Annotated in this window: 17 protein-coding genes; 3 read left to right on the forward strand and 14 right to left on the reverse strand. The window is 44.9% G+C overall.

Features of this window, described 5'->3' with window-relative positions:
- Nucleotides 1-73: 73 nt before the first annotated feature.
- On the reverse strand, nt 74-313 hold the full coding sequence (locus AACR11_RS27840; RefSeq protein WP_005452761.1) for a YdcH family protein: 240 nt from the start codon (nt 311-313) through the stop codon (nt 74-76).
- 233 nt (nt 314-546) lie between these two features.
- On the opposite strand from AACR11_RS27840, the gene AACR11_RS27845 reads away from it, so the two are divergent.
- Together AACR11_RS27845 and AACR11_RS27850 are read left to right on the forward strand one after the other, a co-directional pair.
- On the forward strand, nt 547-1,350 hold the full coding sequence (locus AACR11_RS27845; protein WP_029788199.1) for an SDR family NAD(P)-dependent oxidoreductase: 804 nt from the start codon (nt 547-549) through the stop codon (nt 1,348-1,350).
- A gap of 262 nt (nt 1,351-1,612) precedes the next feature.
- Entirely contained in the window at nt 1,613-2,485 is an 873-nt protein-coding gene (locus tag AACR11_RS27850; RefSeq protein WP_029788201.1) for a B12-binding domain-containing radical SAM protein, read from the forward strand.
- Between the two features lie 113 nt (nt 2,486-2,598).
- Here the strand turns inward: AACR11_RS27850 and AACR11_RS27855 are convergent, their stop codons facing one another.
- The 3 genes from AACR11_RS27855 to AACR11_RS27865 all read right to left on the reverse strand — a co-directional run bounded on the left by AACR11_RS27855 (nt 2,599) and on the right by AACR11_RS27865 (nt 9,092).
- Nucleotides 2,599-3,903 carry a dicarboxylate/amino acid:cation symporter gene (locus AACR11_RS27855; RefSeq protein WP_029788202.1) on the reverse strand — a complete coding sequence of 435 codons (1,305 nt, stop codon included), beginning with the start codon at nt 3,901-3,903 and terminating at the stop codon, nt 2,599-2,601.
- Between the two features lie 83 nt (nt 3,904-3,986).
- Nucleotides 3,987-5,237, reverse strand: a complete 1,251-nt coding sequence (locus AACR11_RS27860; protein ID WP_017818533.1) for an NAD(P)/FAD-dependent oxidoreductase — start codon at nt 5,235-5,237, stop codon at nt 3,987-3,989.
- Nucleotides 5,238-5,468: 231 nt separating this feature from the next.
- Nucleotides 5,469-9,092 (reverse strand): Ig-like domain-containing protein, encoded by a 3,624-nt coding sequence (locus tag AACR11_RS27865; protein ID WP_029788204.1) that lies wholly within the window; start codon nt 9,090-9,092, stop codon nt 5,469-5,471.
- Nucleotides 9,093-9,703: 611 nt separating this feature from the next.
- Between AACR11_RS27865 and azu the strand changes: the two genes are divergently transcribed.
- Nucleotides 9,704-10,156, forward strand: a complete 453-nt coding sequence (azu, locus tag AACR11_RS27870) for an azurin (RefSeq protein WP_005452777.1) — start codon at nt 9,704-9,706, stop codon at nt 10,154-10,156.
- Between the two features lie 111 nt (nt 10,157-10,267).
- Here the strand turns inward: azu and AACR11_RS27875 are convergent, their stop codons facing one another.
- The 10 genes from AACR11_RS27875 to pstS all read right to left on the reverse strand — a co-directional run bounded on the left by AACR11_RS27875 (nt 10,268) and on the right by pstS (nt 21,927).
- Nucleotides 10,268-12,334: an EAL domain-containing protein gene (locus tag AACR11_RS27875; RefSeq protein WP_029788205.1), complete on the reverse strand. Its 2,067-nt coding sequence runs from the start codon at nt 12,332-12,334 to the stop codon at nt 10,268-10,270.
- A 338-nt stretch (nt 12,335-12,672) separates the two neighbouring features.
- Nucleotides 12,673-14,763, reverse strand: coding sequence for an EAL domain-containing protein (locus AACR11_RS27880; RefSeq protein WP_017189567.1), 2,091 nt, complete (start codon nt 14,761-14,763; stop codon nt 12,673-12,675).
- 324 nt (nt 14,764-15,087) lie between these two features.
- A complete protein-coding gene (locus tag AACR11_RS27885; RefSeq protein WP_005452782.1) occupies nt 15,088-15,936 on the reverse strand; it encodes a mechanosensitive ion channel family protein in 849 nt (282 codons plus the stop codon).
- Between the two features lie 102 nt (nt 15,937-16,038).
- Complete coding sequence (locus AACR11_RS27890) at nt 16,039-16,353, reverse strand: OmpA family protein (protein WP_223295789.1); 315 nt, start codon at nt 16,351-16,353, stop codon at nt 16,039-16,041.
- An 86-nt stretch (nt 16,354-16,439) separates the two neighbouring features.
- Nucleotides 16,440-16,931 carry a DM13 domain-containing protein gene (locus AACR11_RS27895; protein WP_029788210.1) on the reverse strand — a complete coding sequence of 164 codons (492 nt, stop codon included), beginning with the start codon at nt 16,929-16,931 and terminating at the stop codon, nt 16,440-16,442.
- Between the two features lie 425 nt (nt 16,932-17,356).
- Nucleotides 17,357-18,082 (reverse strand): SDR family NAD(P)-dependent oxidoreductase, encoded by a 726-nt coding sequence (locus tag AACR11_RS27900; RefSeq protein WP_029788211.1) that lies wholly within the window; start codon nt 18,080-18,082, stop codon nt 17,357-17,359.
- 139 nt (nt 18,083-18,221) lie between these two features.
- A complete protein-coding gene (gene pstB, locus AACR11_RS27905) occupies nt 18,222-19,079 on the reverse strand; it encodes a phosphate ABC transporter ATP-binding protein PstB (protein WP_029788212.1) in 858 nt (285 codons plus the stop codon).
- A complete protein-coding gene (pstA, locus tag AACR11_RS27910) occupies nt 19,076-19,912 on the reverse strand; it encodes a phosphate ABC transporter permease PstA (RefSeq protein ID WP_005452801.1) in 837 nt (278 codons plus the stop codon). The genes pstB and pstA overlap by 4 nt, the downstream gene beginning before the upstream one ends.
- On the reverse strand, nt 19,909-20,838 hold the full coding sequence (gene pstC / locus AACR11_RS27915) for a phosphate ABC transporter permease subunit PstC (protein ID WP_029788213.1): 930 nt from the start codon (nt 20,836-20,838) through the stop codon (nt 19,909-19,911). The genes pstA and pstC overlap by 4 nt, the downstream gene beginning before the upstream one ends.
- Nucleotides 20,839-20,892: 54 nt before the next feature.
- Entirely contained in the window at nt 20,893-21,927 is a 1,035-nt protein-coding gene (gene pstS / locus AACR11_RS27920) for a phosphate ABC transporter substrate-binding protein PstS (protein ID WP_029788215.1), read from the reverse strand.
- Nucleotides 21,928-22,165 lie beyond the last annotated feature (238 nt).

A 22,165-nucleotide genomic window follows, 5' to 3' on the forward strand; every position in this document is an offset into this window, starting at 1 on the left:
AGCTAACAACCCATCTTGCAGATACGAAAACGGCTCGAAGATTCGAGCCGCCATTGATGAAGCACTTGAAGGATTATGCGCTCATTATTTTTGAGTAAAGCCAGTCTTTTAGTTCTGCACGGTTGTGTTTTAAAGTGTTCATTTCATGGTCGTCGATTGGGTTTCCTCGCAATTCGAGTTCACGGATTTCTTTGTCGAGCGTGTTGTAGTTTTTAGCGTTTTCAGCAAACGCGGAGTCGTTAGCTGTCAGTTGAGTGATGGTATCCAAATGTTCTGGGAATTCATGAGTTAATGAGTGATTTTCACCTAACATAGAGACCTCTTTGGCTGAGTATATTTTAAGTTAAACAAGCTGCTCAAATCTTAAGCAACGCTTAAAATAACCATAGCATTTCAAAGGGGGTGAATTCGTCGATTCGCCCACAAAAACACCAATAGATTGATTTTCAATTTTTCCTATAAAGTGTTTCCCCAACGCCCTCGATAGTCTAATGCGGAAGATGCCACTATGATTGTTTCATATCGAATTCATAAGGAATCTCAGCTATGCAAAAAATCATCCTGATCACAGGCTCTACAGACGGCATTGGTTTAGAAACAGCGAAAATGTTAGTGGCTGACGGGCATCATGTGATCGTGCACGGTCGTAACCAAGAAAAAGTCCAAAACGTAGAACAGAGCTTGATTGAGATAAACGCAGGTAAAGTCGAAAGTATTGTTGCGGATTTGTCTTCTCCACGCGCCGTGAAACAGATGGTTGCAGAAATAGCAGAGCGCTTTGGCAAGCTGGACGTCATCATCAATAACGCTGGCGTATACGCAACACCAAACGCAAGAACTCAAGATAACCTAGATGTGCGTTTTGCAGTCAATACCATTGCGCCTTACCTACTGACAAAAGAGTTACTTCCGTTGCTTGGCAATACAGGGCGTGTAGTGAACTTGTCTTCTGCTGCGCAAGCTCCTGTTAGCATTGAGGCATTAATGGGTGACAAACCGTTGTCAGACGGTGAAGCTTATGCACAAAGCAAACTGGCACTTACCATGTGGTCACGCGTGATGGGATTACAGTTCAAAAACGTCGGTCCTATGGTTGTATCAGTCAATCCAAAGTCTCTACTTGGTAGCAAGATGGTAAAAGACGCTTACGGCATTGCTGGCGGCGATATTCGCTTGGGTGCTGACATTTTAATTCGTGCCGCACTATCGGATGAGTTTGCACAAGCACATGGCGCTTACTTCGATAACGACATTGAAGCTTTTGCGGCACCTCATCGTGACGCCTTAAACGAGCCAAAGTCACAGCAAGTGGTTGATGCCATTGAAACTGTGATTGCGAAGCTTGTCTAACTCAAGCCAAAATAAATATTGCTATTTTTGTTCAAGCACCTAGCTTCGGCTGGGTGTTTTTTATCTGCATTCCAACAAAATCCCCGCCCCTAATTATCAATAAAATCTAAAAACTCATTCGATAAAAACACCAATTATCAACAATTAGTAATATTGTTAATCTTCGGTCATCGGGAATAAGGCGACGTTATATTGCGCTTATCCCACTGTCTTTAGCGAGCGATGGCACTGAATCATCCCGCCTTTAACTGGAGATCCATTTATGAACTATGAGGGCAAAGTTTACCGACCATGGCCGGAATACCGCAGCATTCTTATCCAAACTACACTGGGCTGTAGCATCAATACGTGCACGTTTTGTAGCATGTTTGATGATAAGCGCTTTAAAGTGCGTCCCATTGAGGATGTGTTTAAAGATATTGAGGAAGTGCGCCTTATCTACCCACACGTAGAGTCAATCTTTCTAATCGACGGTAACGTCATGGCAGCACGTACAGATTACTTGCTCAAGATCTTCGACAAACTGCACTCCACGTTCCCTGAGTGCAAAAAGACTTCACTTTACAGTGGCATGAACGATTTCCGCCGTAAAACCATTGCAGAGCTAAAAGAGCTCAAAGATGCTGGACTTGATATGGCGTATTCCGGTCTTGAATCGGGTGATCGAATTGTTCTAGAGCGCATCAAAAAGCGCATGTCACCAGAACAAGCCATTGAAGGCATGGCAATGGCGAAAGAAGCTGGCATCGAAGTATTGCTCTCTTTCATCTTTGGACTTGGTGGGCGTGAGCGTTCAAAAGAGCACATCATCGCCACAACCGATATTTTGAACCAAATGAATCCTGAGCAAATTGCCCCAATGGCACTTGCGATTCAACCGGGAACGGTGATGGAGCAAGAAGTGAAGAATGGTGAGTTCATTATGCCGACACAACTGCAGGTGTTGGAAGAGGAAAAATACCTGCTTGAAAACCTGAACATTGATACTTTTTACTGGGGCGACCATGGCAACAACATCGTTCCTCAAAAAGGCTGGCTGTTGGATTCTCGCGACGATTTTCTAAGAAACATCAATCACGCGATTGCGTCTAACCCAATGGCAAAAGACAACGTCATCCAAACCTTTTCGTGGTAATGATGACGGGTTCAGATAAAACACCAAATCCCTAATAGGAACTAAGGAGTGACGCACAATGTCACTCCTTTTTTCAAGCTCGATATTAAAGAAGAACCGACTTGGCGTTAGGGTTAACTCACCGAAGCCGCTGTAGGTTGGTCAAAAACATCACCAGCTTGTTTCTTTTGCCAACGGTCGATGACAAGCGTCGCAATCAAATCCCCTTCCACATTGACGGCGGTGCGGAACGTATCCAACGGCCTTTCTATCACTAATAAAATGGCTATCGCTTCCAATGGAATGCCCGCAGCTAGTAGTACTAACTGCATACCCGACATGGAGCCCGAAGGCATGCCTGGCGCACCAACGGAAGAGACCATTGCCATGATAAAGATCATCACCAACCCTGTGGTACTCAAATCCACCCCAAACAACTGTGCTAGGAAAATTGCAGCGACACCCTCAAATAACGCGGTGCCGTCCATATTCATTACAGAGCCGAGCGGCAGCACCATACTGCTGACTTCTGGCGCGACATCTAAATTATCTTCCGCACTTTGTTTTGCCAAAGGCAGCGCCGCCGCACTTGATGACGTTGCGAACGCCATGGCTAATGGGGCTGAAATCGCTTTAAACAGTGCAACTGGAGAAATCCCGGTCATTACCTTAGCAATCGTCGGTAATACCACTAGCCCGTGCACCATCGTGAGCACAAACACCAGTAACGCAAACAACGCGAGTTGCTGAATCAGATTCCCACTTGAGGTCAGCGTAATATCAAACACGATCGCAAAAATAGCAATCGGAGACAGCTTAACGATGCCTCGAATCATGGTGTTGACACTTTTGTTCAGCCCCGAAATCACCGCTAGCAACGGATGACCCGATGGAACAGAAAGCAAAATCGCAACGCCTGCCATAAAGGAGAAAACCACAATCGCCAGCAAGTTACCATTCGCCAGTGCAGCAAATGGATTCACCATCGCCATCTTGACAAGGTTGGTGAGTATGGCGGCACCACTAGCACCTTGCTCGTCAATCAAATGAACATTACTACCCACAGAAACGCTTTGATTAAGTGGTTCCCATGCAGGCAATGCTAACGACGCACCAAGCCCTAAACTAATGGCACTTAAGGTGGTGAAACTGTAGAAAAGCAGTGTTCGCCCACCCAGAGCTTTAAGACGAACGGTTGAACCAATATTGGTGATGCCTTCGACAAGAGAAAACAGCACCATCAAACCCACTATCATTTTCAGTAAGCCGAGATAGACCGTTTTGCCTAACATTAAAATTTGGTAGTAATCACCCGACAGTAAAAGCGATTTGTCGACCAACCCATGGTCCATAAGAAGGAGGACGGCTTGAGCCCCACTCCACGCAAGTAGGGCAGAAATAAGAAGTTGAACGGGCAAAGAGAGTTGCAAATGACGCATAAAAAACACCTAGCGCCACAAATCCTGATGATTTGGGCGCTCGATAAAAATGAAAAAATGGAATCGAAGAGTCACGGCTTGGATTAAGACCAAGAGCCTTTGTAATATGGGTTCAATAAACCTTTTACGCGTTTAAGCACTACCAAAGCCGACACGCGGAACCAACCGAAAATAACGCGCTGATGCAGCCTAAAGATCGTGTCGTACAAGCGGCGAACGTAGCGTCCACGCAATACGACTTTGTCATTCATCAATGCGCCAACCGCGTAGTCATGCCCAAGCGCGACGACCATCCCACCGTCTTTGAACACAAACGGCTTTAACTCTTTGCCTTTTACTAAGCGTTTAAATTGCTTCGCCAAATGTGTGGCAGCTTGATTGGCAGCTTGCGCTCGTGGCGGCACAATGCTTCCATCTTCTTGTGGGCATTCAGCACTATCACCAATAACAAACACGCTATCATCGAGAGTAGTTTGCAGTGTTGGCAGCACTTTAAGTTGGTTAATGCGGTTACTTTCTAGACCATCGAGATTCGCTATCCAATCCGGACATCGAATCCCTGCTGCCCAAATTTGTAGATCGGCAAGAATGACTTCATTTTCCGTCACGATACGGTCTGCTTCTGCACGTTGAACTTTGGTGTTTAAGCGAACATTAACGCCTTGCTTTTGTAGTTTCTTCAGTACCTTGGCAGACATGCACTCAGCACTTGCAGGTAACACACGATCCGCCGCTTCGATGAGCGTAATGGAAAGTTGAGTACCATTTTGGTAGCGGTTTAATTGCTTGCTGACTTTCGCCCACTCGGCCGCTAACTCAACACCAGTTGCGCCGGCACCCACGATAGAAACACGATGTGAACCACCATTTGCTAGCATTTGCTTCATCTGTTCCCACGCTTTTTCTGCTTGAGAAGCGGAATCTAAGAATAAGCAATGATCGCTCACGCCCGGAATTTTGAAATCGTTACTGATCGCACCAACAGCAATCACGAGGTAATCGTAATCCAGTGTTAACTGCTGCGATAGCCCGGTCTGCTCTGGTGAAAACTCAGTACTCACAGTGATGGTTTTGTTCGCACGGTCTAAGCCTGACATGCGCGCTTGAACATATTGGTAACCGTGACAAGCAGCATGAAGACGAAACGCAACCGAATCAAGCTCATTATCAAACGTGCCCGCCGCAATCTCATGCAGCCTTGGTTTCCATAAGTGATGAGAAGATGGCTCAACCAAAGTAACGGTATGGTCAGATTTGCCTGCAAAACTGCTCGCTAAACGCGTGACCATTTCTAGACCCGCAGCACCACCACCGACAACAACAAAGTTCGACATACTCCCCTCCCGGAAACCATCCATCGAAAGATAAAAATCAAAAACGCAGCAAATACGTTTGGAATGGCGGGCATTATATTGGGTTGAAAATAAATGATAATAAGCGGAAAAAGAAAATGACTATTACGAATTAGTAATAATAAAAACTAAGCATCTGAGCCAAATGCTAAAAACAAAAAAGCCACCACTTTTCGGTGATGGCTTTTCTTCATTGATGTTGCTTTGTCTTAATTAGCGAGGATCAAGACCTAGCTTTTGTAGTACCAGTTTGAAGTTCTCGCGGCGCTCTTTCACATTGTGAACATCACCTGTCGAACACGTCAGGTCCGGACAACCACGGTTAACGATGCCTGAAACGTCATCGATAAATTGAGAACCTTGCAGACCACTATCTACATACTTCTTCAGCTCATTGTGGTAGTTCCAATCCGCGTACTGACCGCCTTCATCGTTGTATGCCTGAACTGACGTTACCCAGTAGAACAGACCTGCGATCCACTTGATCTCTTTGTTCTCTTCCGAGCTACAAATCAGACCTGGGTTTGAACAGAAGTCTAGCTCAGCATAAAGTGGGTTCGCCGGTGGCGCTTCTACCGTTACGCCATCAATTGTCTTACCAATGGTTGATGGATCAACGTGCGAGCGACCTAGATAGTGGTTAAGCGTACCAAAGTTCTGACGACCTGTGGTTTGGATTACACCACGACCCCACCAGCCACAGCCTTCAACGCTTTCTTGGCTGCTGCCGTCCCAAATGAACTTACCTGCTTTCTGACCAACGTAAGTCTTACACTCGTCGCGTTCCCAAACTTGCTTAGACGTATCTACGTTTTCTGGAACATCGTTACAGTGACCGTTGTTTGTCCAACGACCTGCTGCACCGTTCACCAATAGACCGCGCTCTTCAAGTACTGCATCAGGTGCTGCAAAGACTGGAGCTGGTGCGCCATACCATTTAGCATGAGTCAACGCACTGACTTCCATCTTGTCATCACGAGGACAAGAGTACGCATGATCTAAACCTGAAACTGGGTTTACACCGTAATCTGCGTATTTCTGACCCAGTTGACCACAACTTGCTGTCATTGGGTAATCCGCAGGCGCGCCGTATTTCACTTCAGACCAGTTGTTTTCATCACACGCGTTGTAGCGGATAGTCTCTTGCATACTTTGCGCAAGGAACGCAGCAATCGCGACTTTCGCGTATTTGATGTTGGTTGCATCATCAACTTCATCGTTCATCAACCAGAACTTGTTGCCCGCCACACCAATGTTGTGCATTGCGTTCAAGCCATCTAGGAAGTCGTTCCACTTGTAAACCGTTGACGGAACCCACTGAGACTGTGGCGTTTCGTATAGGAAGGCTTCGTTATCCATCACGCTTTCAGCATTTGCTAACTCTTGGTTTAGCGCTTCAATGCGAGTCAATGAACCTTTCTCTAACTCTTCACCTACGTAATACAGTGGCACTTTCGCCGTTTGGTAAAGCTCAATTTTGCTGGTTAGGGCTTGAGAGTCTTGATCAAACATCAATGCAAATACGTTGCTGTACGCGGCTTTACGGATTTGCTGATCGGTTTGAGTATTGCCCATGAAGTAATTTGCGGTTTGCTCTGTTGGCATGTTCGCTAACATTGCAGGCGCATCAACGTAATCTGTCACCTGTTTTACGTATTCAAGTGCGTGATGCCACTGCTCGCTGGTTAGTGCCGTGGTTGCATTCGATTTAGTAAACACCACAAAGTCAGCTTTGTTCGCAGTACCTGCTTTGTAAAGCTCGAAACTATCAAGTAGATCTGCCGTGAAAACGGACGCTTCATCCCATACAGACTGACGACCAGAGTGCGTATCGTAAGCAAACTCACCAATGCTTAGTGACCAACCAAATGTCGCTTGTGGCGCAAGAGTGGTGAAGATCAAGTTGTAAGCATGCGCCCAGCCTTTCACGTCATCGCTCAGTGCGTTGATCGCATCGATATCAATACGGCTACCCGTAATATCAATGGCATTCGTCAGTGCTTGTTTAACCGCAACGGGACCAAAAGATGCACCTTTGTCTTGCGTAGCGAGATCCAGAACATCCGATCGAATCACGACAGATGCAGTACCCGCGTTCTCTGCTTGTTCGATAGCCGACACAAACGAACGTGTCAGTTGCTCTAGGTCTGTGAGCGCATCACTGCTGCTTGCTGCAATAGTCAGTGTGCTTGGTGCTTGAGTGGATGGGCTCGCCACTACGAATGTGTTTGGCCAACCTGCCACTTCTAGACGCACTGGGTCCATTGGGTTACGCAATGATAGCGCTGGCGCTGTACCCGGCTCAGTACCATCACAGTTTAGATGTAATGACCATGAGCTATCGCTGCCAGGAACAGATTGAGTCCAGTACACCGCTGAGTAAGCAATGTTCTTATGAACCATAATGTCGCCGCCTGTTGCATGATCACCACGAGTCCAGTCTGGGTACACATTAAAATCAGCACACAGTCCACCTGTTGGCGGAGGCGTCGGTGTTTCTACTTTTTCAACTGTGATGTTTACACGTGCTGTCGCCGTTAGATGCTCAGCATCTGTTGCGATCGCTTCTAGCTTAACTGCACCGACTTCTGACGCCGTCCAGTTACAAGAGAACTGGTTTGTAGTTGATGCGTTGAAATCACAGATTTGCTTGTTGTTTGCTTTCACGATAACGCGAGACAAATCGTCATCAGCATCCGTTGCACGAACAGAAATGGATACCGCTTCACCTTTTTCAAACTTAGAACCGTTCGAAGGCGAAGAGAAGCTCACTTCTGGCTTAACAAAGCTTGGGGCTGCTTCAACTGCAACTGCGATGCTGCGTTGCTCGACCATTTGGTTGTTCTGATCGAGAACCACCACTTTAAGTGTCGCATTGCCCACTTCATTTGGCGTCCAAGATTGAGAATACGTCGTTTGACCTGCAGCGATGTTACGGTGACCTAACTTGCGGTCATTCGCCCAAAACTCCAGTTTAGAGATCAATTCACCATCAACACGGGCTTTGATCGTCGTTGCCTGACCCACCATCAATGCTTGACCCTGTGTAGGCGCGACGAATGTCAGCTCATGCACTTCAGGTACCACTGGTGGCTCAACTGGCTTCTCTTTTACCGAAATGCTGACCGCTTGTTGTTGGGTTAAACCAGAGGTGTCTTCTACTACAGCTTTGATCGTGTGAGTGCCTGCGCCAACAGAAGTCCAAGTTGCTTGGAATGGGGCTTGCGTTACACGAGCAACTTGTTTGTTGTCGACAAAGAAAGTCACAGCTTTAACGCTGGTGTTGGTTGCCGTAACGTTCGCTAGCATGGCAACCGCTTGACCTTCTTCAAACTCAGCACCGTTCACTGGCGAAGCTAATTGAAGAGAAATTTCTGGTTCACCTACTTCACCTTCGTCATCAGCGATCAGACGAATGGTATTTTGAAGAAGAGTCAGATCCAATACACCACTCACACCCAGAGTTAGCTCAATACGCTCACCTGCCGGAAGTTGTGATTTCACCCAGCTACCGCTATCAAAAGCCAACGCGAGCGTGTTCTTGAAGACGTTGCCTTGTGCGTCGCTGGTGAACTTCATGCCCGGGTAGCTGATGCCAGTCGCAGACCAAGAGGGTGTCGACATTGATAGGTTTGAATCAAACGTCACTTTCGCATCACGAAGTTCAACTGGCTTTGAACCGTCGTTCGTTAGGATCACTTTGTAAGTGTTCCACCACTGGCTTTCTGAGCCGACGATAGTTGCGTCTGTGATCACTCCTGCGTGTGCGGCAGGCAACCCCATACCGATCGCCAGTGCTAAAACACTTGGCATGATCGCTAGCGTATTCTTTCTCATAATTAAGGACTTATACAAACAACAATAAAAAGGAAAGGCATTATAGAGGGGGACTTTTTTCGCGTCGCAGCGGACAGATGTAACTAAATGTAACCCAACTTACAGGTGTAAAAATGCCAAAAATAAAGCGTCTTTTCGCGTCAATTTGACGACATTTCATACGCAATCGGTAAGCAAACAAAAAACTGGGACTCTAGTTCAAAATTCAGAAAGTGTGCACTGGATAAAACAAATCTATTTTCTGGTGACAATCGAGATAAGAATTTGTCTTTACTTTGCTTTTATGCATCTGAAAATCAATAAGTTACAGAATAAAAACACTTGAAACACTTAGTTACATGTTAGCGAAAAAAACGCCAAAATCAGGGCGTTCTGAAGACACAAATAGGCATCTGAGGTGGTTATAAAGATCGTCTTCACACTTCTTAAATGAAGCGTTCAAAATAAGGCGTATGAATGATCATCCAGTGAAAACGATAAGTATAACTTTGCAACAAAACGTCAATATCCGGATTGAAGCACGGTTTCAATTGGAATATTCGATGATAATGAGATGCATTGGATCGGTTTGAATCCAAGTCAGCCCAAAAATAAAATATGGAGAGTGTTATATGTCTTTACGTTTAGTAGCAGCAACCTTTGCACTAGTTGGATTAAGCTTTGGCGCGCAAGCAAGCGCAGAGTGTGAAGTGTCCATCGATGCTAACGATATGATGCAGTTTTCGACCAAAACACTGAGCGTGCCAGCGACGTGTAAAGAAGTGAAACTGACGCTGAACCACACTGGTAAAATGCCTGCGCAATCAATGGGTCATAACGTGGTGATTACTGATACGGCAAACCTTCAAGCAGTGGGTACAGAAGGCATGTCTGCTGGTCTAGAAAACAACTACGTGAAACCAAACGATGACCGTGTTTATGCCTTCACTAAAGTGGTTGGCGGTGGTGAAAGCACTTCTATCACGTTCAGCACTGAGAAGATGACTCCGGGAGGCGATTACTCGTTCTTCTGTTCTTTCCCAGGTCACTGGGCAATCATGCAGGGTAAATTCGAGTTCAAATAATCACGCCTTCATCTAAGTATTCTAGTTTGAGATTCTTAGAGCGACATAAATTGAACCTAAAAGAAAAGGGAAGCTGAGCGCTTCCCTTTTTTGTATCTGATCACCTCGGCCTTAAAATGCAAAGTGATCGTAATCCAGACTCTCTTCTCGCTGACTGTATTCAAGCTTTACAACATCGTCGAAGGGCATTGGTTGATAGAAATAGAAGCCTTGGATCAGATCGATACCGAGCTCTGCCATAAACTCCAGTTCGCTTTCTGTCTCTATGCCTTCTGCCACCGTAACAGCACCAGTAATTTTTACGAGTTTCGCCGTTAACCTAAACAGCTCACGACCATTTTTGTTGTTGAGATTAAGCACCAACGAACGATCTATTTTCACTTTATCAAAATCGTATTTCGACAAGTAACCAATTGACGAATAACCAGAACCAAAATCGTCCAAGGCAATCCTCACCCCCGCTTCTCGCAGTGTGCTCAACACACGGTGTGTACGATGCTCATCTTGAATCAACATATCTTCAGTAATTTCAAACTCGACTTGCGAGCAAGACAACGCGCTTTCATTAATCATCGTCAATACTTTTTCGGTGAAGTCTGGCACCAAGCAAGTTTCTGGAGATAAATTAATCGAGACCTTAAAGTTTGGTCGATTCGCCAAAGGCGCCACTTCACGCAGTGTGGTCTCAACCACCCATAAATCCAACTCACTCATTAAGCCGACTTTGGCAAAGTCCTCAAGAAACGTTGGAGGCGTGAGCTCGCCCGTTTCTGAGCGGTGACGAATCAGTGCTTCAAGCGACCGAATCTCCCCTGTGCGAGCATTAACCTGCGGTTGGTAGAACAACACGAACTCGCCATGCTTTTTCAGATCACTGATACGTTTTTGTGCCGCGAACTTATTGGTAATTTCAGGGAAAAATGCCCCAGCGACTTTGCCATTGTCTAATCCCTCGTAATTGAAGAAATCATCAGAGACTGACTTTGCAAACAACGTATTCGCATTCCCAATCTTGTCCATTTGCTTGAAGAACGGATAGTAAATCAACACACCGACTAAGATGATGATCAGTTGTAATACCACGCCAGTCCATGTGTAACCAGTCCCGATGTAACCACTGGCGAGCGGCGGAGTCATCCAGCTAACGATCTCGGTAATCGGTGCCACCAACCCCATTGCTGTTGCAATATACGCGATGACTAACCCCACAACCGGTGCGATTAAAAATGGCACAATCATGACTGGATTGAACATGATGGGTAAGCCATAAATAATGGGCTCGTTAATATTAAACAAGCTCAACACCAGTGCTGTTGCCGCCAAGGCTTTATAACTGCGATTTTTAGTCAGAAACAGCATACACAGCACCAACGAAATGGTGTTCCCTGCACCACCCATTCCTGCATAAAAATCAAAGAAGTTGGTGGTTAAAATTGGCAGTGGTGTGCCCAGCGCTTCGTGGTTTTCTATCGCGACACGAGTTACCTCATAAAGCTCTGACTTGTAAGGGGCAAAAATGATGTGACCATTGATGCCAATCGACCAAAATAGGTTACGCACAAACTCATAAATGATCCCATCAAGCAACGAGTTTGGGTCTAGCTTCGGCAGTAACAGATCGGCAATATCAGCGGCACAGAATGCCTGTCCAAGTGCATAGCCCAACACAGTGTAACCAACCACCAAGACTACGGTCGCCATGATGAGGTTGTATGATTGATCCACCACATTTGGTAAATCAGAACGCATAAACCATCTGCGGTTTTGCATGAAGCGTACAGACCAAGCGACGACTGTCGGAACCAGAATCGCTAATGGGTAGTTACTCGGAACAACAGTACCATCTTGCAATAAGCCCCACTCGTTACAGACGATAAAGTAAATCATCAACGAAGGCGTTATCACGTTTACTCGCGAGACTTTTAGCAAAGAGGAAAGGAACTGCGAGAAGTACACTAGAAGCAAAATGGGAAATAGCTTCCAAATAATGGCGCTTGCTGCACCAACAGTCATACCAAGTTGTTCATAGCCTGCGATCATCAGTAGATTGCTTAACAATGTACTGAATGCAGAAATCAATGAAACAGGCAGCAACATCACTAAGACGTTACACAAACCATTAATGTATAAGTTGGAAGAAATTGCAGTAAAAAGCCGATTAATGTATCGATTGTTCATTTGGCTCAGTTAATCCATCAAAGTACGACTCAAAGAGCCGCTCAAGAAATTCACCGCAATTAAATCCATTTAATTTGTTTCGCAATGAGGGAGAGTTTCGACAAACACGTCGAGGACGGTATCATTCGAGTAACAAAGCGTTGATCGTTCAACGTTGCGAATAGTCACTCAACAAGGGTAGCCACAGCCAACTTGTTGTAATCGACCAAACAGAAAGAGCACCTTTTAAGCCCCTCGGTACTCTTTCGTTTGATAGAAACGCGTTGCTTCTAAGGTCAACGTCGTTCGTTAATTCGCCTGCTATTTAAGCAAGGAGGCGCACATTAGCGCCAGCAAGTCTATATTTCCACTCGACTTTGTAATTGTGACGATAGAAATGGTTTTTCTTGCTGTTCACCAAGAATGTCTAATAAAGGCGATGGACGAGCAAAGAAATAACCTTGCACTTTGTCCACGCCGCAGCGTTTAACAAAGTCATATTCCGCTTGCGTCTCCACCCCTTCTGCCACGACTTCACAATGGGTGATGTGACCCAGTTTCGCAACCAACTTGTAGAGATCTTTGCCCTTTTGATTGTTTGCATCCAACAAAAGTGAACGGTCTAGTTTGATCTTGTCGAATGGGTATTTCAGCAGGTGTGGAAACGACGCATAGCCTGTACCAAAATCATCCATTGCAATACGAATACCCTGTGCCTGAAGCGCTTCCATTGTTTTGATCAAAAAAACCTTATTGCTGAGAATCGCTTCTTCTGTGATTTCAATTTCCAACCACTCAGGAGAAATACCGTAATGGGCTAAACGCGAAAGCAAATGCGGCACAAACTCTTCTTGTTCTATCGTCGCCACCGCGATGTTGATGGCAATACGACGATCTTTCGATAAGTGCATTTTCTGCATGTCTGCCAAGACTTTCTCTATCACCAACTTATCCAGCAATGGCATCGAGTTGAGCATCTGAAAATCACTCACAAACGTCGGCGGGCATAACGTGCCATCTTTATCGATGTAACGAAGTAGCGCTTCATAAGAAAACTCACTGACGTTTTTGGTCGACTGGAGCTTTTGATAGAACATCACTAACTCACCTTCACGCAAAATCGTGGTTAAGCGTTTCTGCGCCGTCGACTTACTGATACTGGAGTTGTTCGACGCCTTTACGTTACTTAGCAGTGATTTAAATATCGAGCTTTCGATACCGGTATAAGCCGTATTCGCACGAAACTGTGCTGAGTATTTTCCTGCGTACGCCAAATAGAACGGTCGATAGATGAAGATGCCCAATACAATGATGAAGGCTTGAAGAATCGAACCTTCTATTTGATTCCCCATCGCCATATAGCCACTGAACAAGGGTGGTGTCATCCAGTTCACAATATTCTCTACCGGCGGTACCAACCCCGATGAAATGCACAAAAAGGTGATGACAAAGCTCACTAGCGGCACGAGCACAAAAGGAATGATCAAAATCGGGTTGAAGATGATTGGCAAACCAAACAACAAAACCTCGTTGATGTTAAAGATCACCAGAGGCATCGCTGCCAGAGCAAGCATCAAATGATTGCGCTCTTTAGCAAACATCAGCACACAGAAAAGCAAACTGATCGAGTTGCCAGATCCGCCCATCGACATAAATGCGTCGTAAAAGCCTTGGCTAATCACATTCAGTGACGCCTCTCCGGCCTGCCACGCCATTACATTGGCTTCGGTTGCGGCAAAGATCTGCTGCTTAATCGCAAACAACAGGTTGTGCCCATTGATGCCAATCGAGCCAAGTAAACCCAACACAGTTTGATAGATCAAACCACCTTTGAATGTCAGCGGGTCTACGCCGAGCTCACGAACCATGCCACCTGACAACGCCATAAAGATCGCCGTGAAATGGGACATCACCAACGCGATGAGCACAAATAAGAAAAAGTGCACCACGTGCTTAAGCAGTCGTGATGAAAAGTCGAGGGCTTGGGGTTCTAACAGACGTATCTTGAAAATGCTGCAGTAAACGTACGTCATTGTCGCGCTCAATAACGCCAACAATGGGTTGTTCGGTAACATGTAAGTCTGTGAAAGACTGCCATTCTCTATTGAGATCAAGTAGAACATGATCAACGAATAGATGATGAACACGGCACTCGAAACGTTGGTTTTATGGGAAAGGTAGTAACCCGCCACCACGCAGAATGCACTTGGATATAAGTTGATCAGGATATCTGATACATGAAACAGCAGTTGGGAAAAATCCGCTAAGCCAGTAAAACGGAATACGTGTCCAAAAAAAACTGCCAACGCATTAGACAGAATCAAAGGTAACAGCAGCAATGCGATTGACGCCAAATCCGTTAAATAGGATTTCGACGCTGACTGCCACTGCCCCATCAATGCGAATAGACGTTGAGAAGGCGAAAATTTGATTTTAAAGCCAGTTTGCATGAAGCATCTTAATAGTAATGTTATGAAGAGATTCAGCGGTTTAATAAACAGCCATGCGTGCAACCTTTACCGTTAAGTCGTAGAGCCCGTGGGGAGCCAACCATTACGGTACGGACTATCTGAGTAGTCTTAATTGATGTTTTTATTGTGTATTTTTAGCAACAAGCGGAAGTTGTCTGAGGACAGATTGCGGGCGTAATTTAACGATTATATGCGCTTCGATCCATTAAGATATTTTGTCGTAACGACAAATGAGCAATAAAAATAACCCTCACCTTTGATTGGTGAGGGTTAACATTGAGGTGATGATTATTGAGCGAGAACTCAGTGTTCCGGATTCATCGGGAATCGTTGCTCATACAGCTCCATAAAGTCTTTGCGAATCAGGTGTTCTAAGTGGTTGGCTTTGTCCGTTGGACAGAAAATCATGATATGCACGATTTGCTCACCATTGATGTTGCTTGAGATATGGATATGCGGCTCTGCACCCGGAAGATCGACACCGGCGTGTTTTTCAATCATCGCGTTGTAGCGATGCGCGACATCAGCAAAGTAACTGCAATGTTCGTCAATCTTATCGGTCAGTAATGGCAAAATTGGGTATAGGTTGACGAAGTCTTTCACCACAACAGAAAAGTCATGGTAAACGTAACGCTTCATAAAGTTGAGGTTCTTCACTGGGTAGGTGAAAAACATGCTGTTAGGCAACGTCGCGGTTTTTCCTGTGAAGTGGTATTGCCCATGATGCAGGTCGATTTCTTGAATCACTGTCGCCATCATGTTGTGCTCAATCACTTCGCCACATAGCTTACCGACTTCAATCCAGTCACCAATGCGAAATGAACGAGAACTGGCTCGTTGAATCGAACCAGTAAAACAAAGAATAATCTCTTTAGATGCGACAACAATCGCTACTGCAATCGCGGTAACGCTTAGGGCGAACTCGCTGATTTCTGATTGCCATAAGATGAACAACAGGATCAGCGTAAGAGCGAACGTACCGTTTTTGGTTCTCGACATCCAACTGCGTTGTTCTTCCGTAATGAAGGCATCGTCGCCACGAATTCGAGACAGAATCAAACGACGCAGAACAATGATGAACAGCAGGATTAATGCGGAAAATAAAATTTTGTGAGTGAGAAGAAAATCGACGACTAACTGCACTTTCTCCATTACCCGACTCCCTGTTTGGTTTGGATAGGTTGACCTTTGTATGCTAACTACCGCTATGAAAACAGGTAGGTAGCTAGCTTGCGAGAGGACAACCTTACCAAATTATTCCGTCGGTTGCCCCAGTTCGCTCTCTTTAAATACGATAAACGCACGGCGGTTTAAAGCATTGGCTTCTGGAGATTCTTCGTTGATCACAGGTTGAAGCTCACCAAAGGCTTTTACCTCCCACACAAACTGCGATGGATCGAGTTTCGTCTTGAGATACGCCACTACGGTTTGCGCTCTTCGCTCCGCCGGTTGTTCATTATAAGAGAGCGAACCCACTTGGTCGGTATGGCTAACAATCGTAACGCCTTCACTCGAGCTCAGAATTTCGTGATTGATCGCGTTTAGGCAGGTTGAATCGGGTTCACAAATGAACCACTTGTTGAAATAGAAATGCTCAGCACTGCTATCACGTTTCTGTCAGTTATTATTCGACATGAGTTAAAATTGTTTGGGTATTAGCTCTGATTCATTTTTGCGACAGATTTGAGCTGTGCAGACGTAATAAATTCACCAAAGGTTTCACACCAAACAATGACTGACGTGTAGTTATCTAAGGGCAGATCTTGAGGAAGAGTGACCATAAAACGGTCAAATGTTTTCACCTCTCCCACCTTCACCATTTGTGACTTCAAGCGATTAAAATCCGCCTCGGTTTCAACAAACGTTGGTGAGAGATACAGCTTATAATCCGGTCCAGGAGCCAATTCTCCTTGAAAAGCAATCGTATCTTCAGTGACCCATAGATCCCCTTCTCCCCAATGAAGAAAGTCACTATCTGTTCGATTTCGCTCGAACAAGCCACGGTAGAGAACACCTTCCGAAGAGTTAGACACAACCGAAACATCTGGTGAATCAGGTTGGATAAGAATAGGCAGTGCATAAATACCCGCAGCAAAACCCGCCACTGCAAACAAGATGTGGCTCACAAGCAATAAAATCCATTTCATCGTTATACCTAGCTTTAACTAACAAGACGTCAATATCAAAGTTAGTTCATAAATCCATTTAAAACAGAGCATTACTACAAACTCAGAAATTTCCTATATAGTTTTAAGGGCAATATCACAATTTCGGTGATAATTTCCCCAACCCATCGTCTTTTTAAAAAGTATGTCACTGTTTTTTAATATATGAGTCCTAACCCGAAGCACGAAAAATAGATATCGTCGCCACTGGTTTTAGAGTGTATCGAAGCAGAGGAATTATCATTCGGCATCTTTTGCGCAAAGAGTTTTTTAAATGCCTATTTCAAACGGTGAAAATGAATGTACCCAAAAAACAGGGAGGAGAATAAAGAGGAGAGTAAACGACTACCGATAAAATAATAAGAAGTACTCTACTGAAGAGCACTTCTGTACCCAAGAAAGTAAGCTTAATCAATCAAACTGTCTTGATAGATCATTTTCTTGCTCATTCCACCATCGACAACCAAGTTGTGTCCATTAATAAAGTCATTCTCTGGATGAGTTAAGAACAAACACGCATTTACAATATCTTTTGCCTTACCTACTCGACCCGATGGATGCTGCTGATGGTCAAAGCTGTCTAAATCTTCATACCCTTCAACTTGTATCCAACCAGGGCTTACAGCATTAACGGTAATGGGAGTATCAGACAGAGAAATCGCCATGGATTGAGTCATCGAAACTAAGCCTCCTTTAGATGCACCATATGCATCCCAACCAGCTTCATTTTGATTCCAACGTGTCGAGGCAATGTTGACAATTCTTCCAAAAGATTGAGCACGGTTTAATGCAATAAATCGACGTGAACACGCAAACGCCCCCTTGAGATTGACATCAATGACTCGAGAGAATTCTTCAAAAGTCAGTTGTTCAACTGGTTTGTTAAAGTTAGCGATTGCACCGTTGTTGATCAGAATATCAACCTTACCGTGTGCACGTTGGATCTCATCAAAAGCGAGCTCAATCTGCGTAGTCTGCCCTAGATCGACGTGATAAAACTCGACGCTCGGATTTTGGTTTACGGCAATATCAAACACAATGACCTTCGCTTGTTGGTCTAAATAAGCCTGCGCGAGATACTTACCAATACCTTGGCTGCCGCCTGTAATAACCACCACTTTGTTTTTGTACATACTGCGTTCTTAATTGTTTGAGATGACATTGTTTGAGATGACCTTAATTCTAGAGTGTCAGAGCATAAAAAAATAGGCACGATCCTCGCGAAACCGTGCCTAAAACGTGCTGACTAATCAGCGCTATTGTTGTTATTCGTTATCCAAAGTCCCCTGAGATATAGCGTTTAGTACGGTCGTTGTCTGGGTGATGGAAAATTTTTTCAGTCTTACCAAATTCTTCGAGCTTTCCTAGATACATAAAACCCGTGTAATCGGAGATGCGCATCGCTTGCTGCATGTTGTGCGTTACGATAACGATGGTGTACTTCTCACGTAGCTCTGTTATCAGAGTTTCAATGGCGGCGGTGGCAATAGGATCCAGCGCGGAAGTCGGCTCATCCATTAAAATAACCTCTGGCTCTAGCGCAATCGTTCGAGCAATACATAAGCGCTGCTGCTGACCACCTGATAAACCATTCGCATCTGCATCTAGCTTATCTTTCACCTCTTCCCACAAGTGCGCACGCTTTAGTGCAGACTCGACACGCTCTCTAACTTCGGCTTTGCTAAATGCACCTTGTATCTTCAATCCAAATGCCATGTTTTCGTATATCGACATGGGAAATGGCGTTGGTTTTTGGAAAACCATGCCCACTTTGGAACGCAGTTCATTGACGTCCGAATTGCTAAAGATGCTCTCACCATCAAGTAAGATTTCGCCTTCAGCGTACTGATGCCCATACAAGTCATATATACGATTTAACGTACGAAGCAGTGTAGACTTACCGCAGCCCGATGGACCAATCAGTGCCGTCACTCGGTTTTTATAGATTGGCATTGATACGGATTTCAACGCTGCATCAGAGCCTTTGTTGTAGTAAAAATTTAAGTTTTGAATGTCCATACGATGAGTCAAACTTGCTGAGACATCGTTGGCGCTAACACTGTGTACCAAAGTATTCATAGTGGATTCATTCATGCTTGCTCTGACTGGATTTAATGTTGCCGTGTTCATGCTCTTCTCGCTTTTAATAATTGCGGCAACGACGTCGCCAGTACGTTAACAATCAAAATAAAACTGGTGATAATCAATGCGCCAGCCCATGCCAGCTCTTGCCATGAGCTGTAAGGGCTCATAGCAAATTGGTATATCGTCACTGGTAAGTTTGCCATCGGTTTGCTCATGTCGGTCGTCATAAAGCTACTGTTTAACGCAGTAAACAAAAGCGGTGCCGTCTCCCCAGAAATACGAGCGATGGATAAAAGAATGGCAGTGATAATCCCCGGAGCTGCGGCGCGGTAACTAAGTTGGGTGATCACTCGCCATTTAGGCGCCCCTACACCGCTTCCCGCTTCTTTCAACGTTGGCGGAACCAAACGTAGCATCTCTTCCGTTGAAGCAACGATCACTGGTAGCGCGAGAACGGCTAATGCGATGGCACCTGCCCATCCAGAATAACCGCCTGTCGGTACCACAATCATGGCGTAGACAAACAACCCGACCAAGATAGAGGGAGCACTCATTAACATACCGTTAAGAAAGCGCAGCGATTCAGCCACTGTGTTTTCTTTATCGGCTTCTGCCAACCACGTGCCCGCAAGAACCCCAATCGGTGCGGCAATCAGAATGCCCAAGCCAGTCAGCATTAAGCTCCCCACAATGGCATTTTTTAAGCCACCTTCACTGCCCGGACCAGGCGTTAACTCGGTGAAGATAGCGAAGCTCAAGCCCTTTATTCCTTCACCAATCAAGGTGTATAAGATGCTCGCGAGAACGAAGACACCGAACGCTGCCGACAAAGTGCAAAATGTTAGAAAGCTAAAGTTCTTTAATTTTCTGCTATTCATGATGACTTCCTTAACAAACGACGAGCAAAACCCATCACAAAGAAAGTGATAAGAAACAACACCACTCCCAGACCAATTAACGATGCGATATGGATTGGATCTGTTGCCTCGTTAAATTGCTGAGCAATCGTCGAAGAAATGGAGCTTGCTGGCATAAAGAATGAAAATTCAATACGGCTCGCACCACCAATAACAAAGGCGACAGCCATGGTTTCACCGAGAGCGCGACCGAGACCTAAAATGCCAGCACTCACTGTTGCATTCTTAACTTTAGGGATAAGCACCTTGGTGACGACTTCAAATGGTGTCGCTCCCGTTCCATATGCCGCTTCACGGAGGACATCCGGAATGGATTTCAATGCGTCACGCGTTAAAGAAGTCATGATAGGCAGAATCATAAATGACAAGATGATCCCCGCCGCCAATAAGCCTATCCCAATCGGCGGACCATTAAACCAACCACCTACCAAAGGGATATCGACCAAATGCACACCGGTCCACATTTGGAAACCTTCAGAAAACCAAGGAACGAAGACAAACAGTCCCCACATGCCGTAGATGATACTTGGTACAGCAGCAAGCAGTTCAATGGCTTTACTTACTGGTTGACTCAACCATTTAGGAGCTAACTCAGCAAGGAACACCGCCGTACCTAACGCAATCGGTGCAGCAATAACAATAGCGATGAAAGAAGTAACCAGCGTGCCATAAATTGCTGAGGCAGCGCCAAATTGACCGTTAATGGGATCCCAAATATCTCTAAAAATGAAGCCTGGGCCAAATTCCTTAAAGGCTGGCCAACCACCTTCAATAAGAGATAATAAAATACCAATTAAAGTTACGAAAATTAATAAAGCACTAGCAAAGCTCAGCTTATTAAAAACCGAATCGCCGTTCACTTTACTTTTAATAGCTAAAGTAGTCATAATATTTTATATAGTAGCCTGACAAATATATTACTTATCAGGCTACTTGATTAATTATTGAATAATCGTGTGACCGTTAGATTTCAAACCCTCTTTCCAAGTCTCATTAACCATGTTAACGACTTTATTTGGCATTGGGATGTAATCCAACTCTTCTGCAAGTTGACCTTGCTTATAGCTCCATTCAAAGAATTTCACGATTTCTTTCGCTTTGTTCGCATCCGCCTGCTCTTTATGCATAAGAATAAACGTCGCTGCTGTCATTGGCCATGAGTTTGCACCCGGTTGGTCGTTTAACAATAAGTGGTAACCCGGAGCATTATCCCAATCAGCATTGGCAGCTGCAGATTGGAAAGTGTCCATGCCTGGGTTTAGAAACTTGCCATCTTTAGATTGCATTTGTGTATAGGCGAGATCATTTTGCTTAGCAAACGCATACTCTACATACCCAATGGCTCCTCGGGTACGGTTAACAAAGTTTGCTACACCGGCATTGCCGTTCCCGCCAATGGTTGTTGCTTTTTTCGGCCATGTAATGTCTTTGCCAACACCAATAGACTTATGCCATTCGGGGCTTACACGGTCGAGGTAGTCCGTAAAATTGTAGGTGGTGCCAGAACCATCTGAACGGTGGACAACATAGATAGGTTGATTAGGTAGGTCGACATCTTTATTGAGTGCGACAATCGCAGGGTCATTCCAGTTTTTGATGTTACCAAGGAAAATATCTGCGAGAACTTTACCTGTTAGTTTCACCTCTCCAGCATCAATACCAGGAATGTTCACTACAGGAACAATAGCCCCCATCACCATTGGAAACTGAATCATGCCCTCTTTGTTCAGCTCCTCGATAGTCAGTGGCGCGTCAGTCGCACCAAAGTCCACTGTGTTTGCTGTAATCTGGCGAATACCACCACCAGAACCAATAGCTTGGTAATTAATCTGAACACCCGTTTCCTTCTGGTATTGCTCAGCCCATTTCGCATAAATTGGATGAGGGAATGTCGCACCAGCGCCGTTGATCGTTGTTTTAGCAGCAACGCCAAATGATGCTGCAACCAGAACTGAAGACACTAGAGCTGATTTCATAAATTTCACAATATATCTCCGATATAATTTAGTGAGAAATTTGGGCTAATTAAAAACCAATATTTAATTAGCCCTGTTAGTTTTAGTGTTCAAGTAAAACTAGGTATTGAAATAAATAAACAGTCAATCGGTACTAATCAATCGACGCGTTGAGATTAAAAATTTAATATGACAGTTTTATTAAAGAAATAAGTTAAACAGCTCAGTGTGAATAACAATTATCTCCCGCAAATAATTT

The sequence above is a fragment of the Vibrio sp. L85 genome (assembly GCF_963871815.1).
Taxonomy (GTDB): Bacteria; Pseudomonadota; Gammaproteobacteria; order Enterobacterales; family Vibrionaceae; genus Vibrio; species Vibrio harveyi.